Below are 921 nucleotides of genomic sequence, written 5' to 3' on the forward strand. Positions count from 1 at the left end.
CTGCGCTTGCCGTCGGCGGTGGTGAACGCGTAGGTGTAGAAGCCCTGGACGGTGCCGGTGTGGCCGTAGACGGTCACGCCGCAGGACAGCTTCCTGGCGCGCAGGCCCAGTCCGTAGGACTGGGTGCCGTCGGCGTTGACCGGGACCATGGTCATCATCTGCTGGAGCTGCGCGGCGGGCACGAGCTTGCCGGTGACCAGGGCGGAGAAGAAGCGGTTGAGGTCGCTGGCGTTGGAGATGACCGCGCCGGCGGACTGCGCCCAGGAGACGGTCTGCTCGGTGGAGTCCACCAGGGGCAGGGTGGTGTCGTCGTCGCGCAGGTAGCCGTGGGCGTAGGAGCCGGAGATGGCGGTCTGCGGGTGGACGTAGGTGGTGTTCCTCAGGTTCAGCGGGGTGAGGATCCGCTGCTGGTAGTGGGTGGCCATCGGCACGCCGGTGACGTTCTCGATGAGGGCGCCGAGCACCACGAAGTTGGTGTTGGAGTAGCTGTAGGCCGCGCCGGGTGCGTTGGTGGGCTGGTGGGCGGTGGAGAGGTCGATGAGTTCCTGGTAGGTGAAGACCTTGTTCCGCACCGCTTCGAAGCCGGGGACGGTGTAGTAGAACATGTCGTTGGTGTAGTCCCACAGGCCGCTGCGGTGGGAGAGCAGGTGCCGCACGGTGATGCGGTCGTCGGGCAGCGGCTGCGGCAGGTAGGCGTTCGCCGGGGCGTCGAGGTCGATCCGGCCCTCGGCGGCCAGTTGCATCAGGACCACCGTGGTGAAGCTCTTGCTGACGCTGCCGACCCGGAACCGCCGGTCCGCGTCCATCGCCGTGCGGGCGACGGTGTCCGCCTGCCCGGACGCGATGCGGTAGCTCGAACTGCCCGAGTCGATACGGGTCAGCGCCCCCGGGGCGCCGTTCGCCATGGCCTGCTTCTGGACG

1 protein-coding gene is annotated in these 921 nt (G+C 68.6%); it reads right to left on the bottom strand.

From position 1 onward, the window contains the following. The coding region (locus tag PV342_RS40890) for a serine hydrolase domain-containing protein (RefSeq protein WP_500321233.1) at positions 1 to 921 on the bottom strand (921 nt) is incomplete at both ends.

Origin of the sequence: Streptomyces sp. PA03-3a (assembly GCF_033792735.1) — a bacterium.
In the GTDB taxonomy this organism is placed as follows: domain Bacteria; phylum Actinomycetota; class Actinomycetes; order Streptomycetales; family Streptomycetaceae; genus Actinacidiphila.